The organism is Corynebacterium sp. HMSC073H12, from assembly GCF_001837775.1.
Classification (GTDB): domain Bacteria; phylum Actinomycetota; class Actinomycetes; order Mycobacteriales; family Mycobacteriaceae; genus Corynebacterium; species Corynebacterium amycolatum.
Genome location: NZ_KV834028.1, coordinates 1 through 200 on the forward strand (window position 1 = coordinate 1; position 200 = coordinate 200).

General features: G+C 52.0%; 2 tRNA genes. Both read right to left on the bottom strand.

The features are described 5' to 3' along the window. Positions 1-6: 6 nt before the first annotated feature. Positions 7-79: transfer RNA gene (locus HMPREF2708_RS10845), tRNA-Glu, on the bottom strand. 49 nt (positions 80-128) lie between these two features. Next, positions 129-200: transfer RNA gene (locus HMPREF2708_RS10850), tRNA-Gln, on the bottom strand.

Genomic DNA, 200 nt, shown 5'->3' on the forward strand with positions numbered 1-200 from the left:
TCTTTGTACCCCGTACGGGATTTGAACCCGTGTTACCGCCGTGAGAGGGCGGCGTCCTAGGCCGCTAGACGAACGGGGCTTAGAACTTTGCAGTTAGTGAATACATTCAACAGTGAACATCTTCACTGCTGGCCTACCAGGACTCGAACCTAGAATGACGGTACCAGAAACCGTTGTGTTGCCAATTACACCATAGGCCA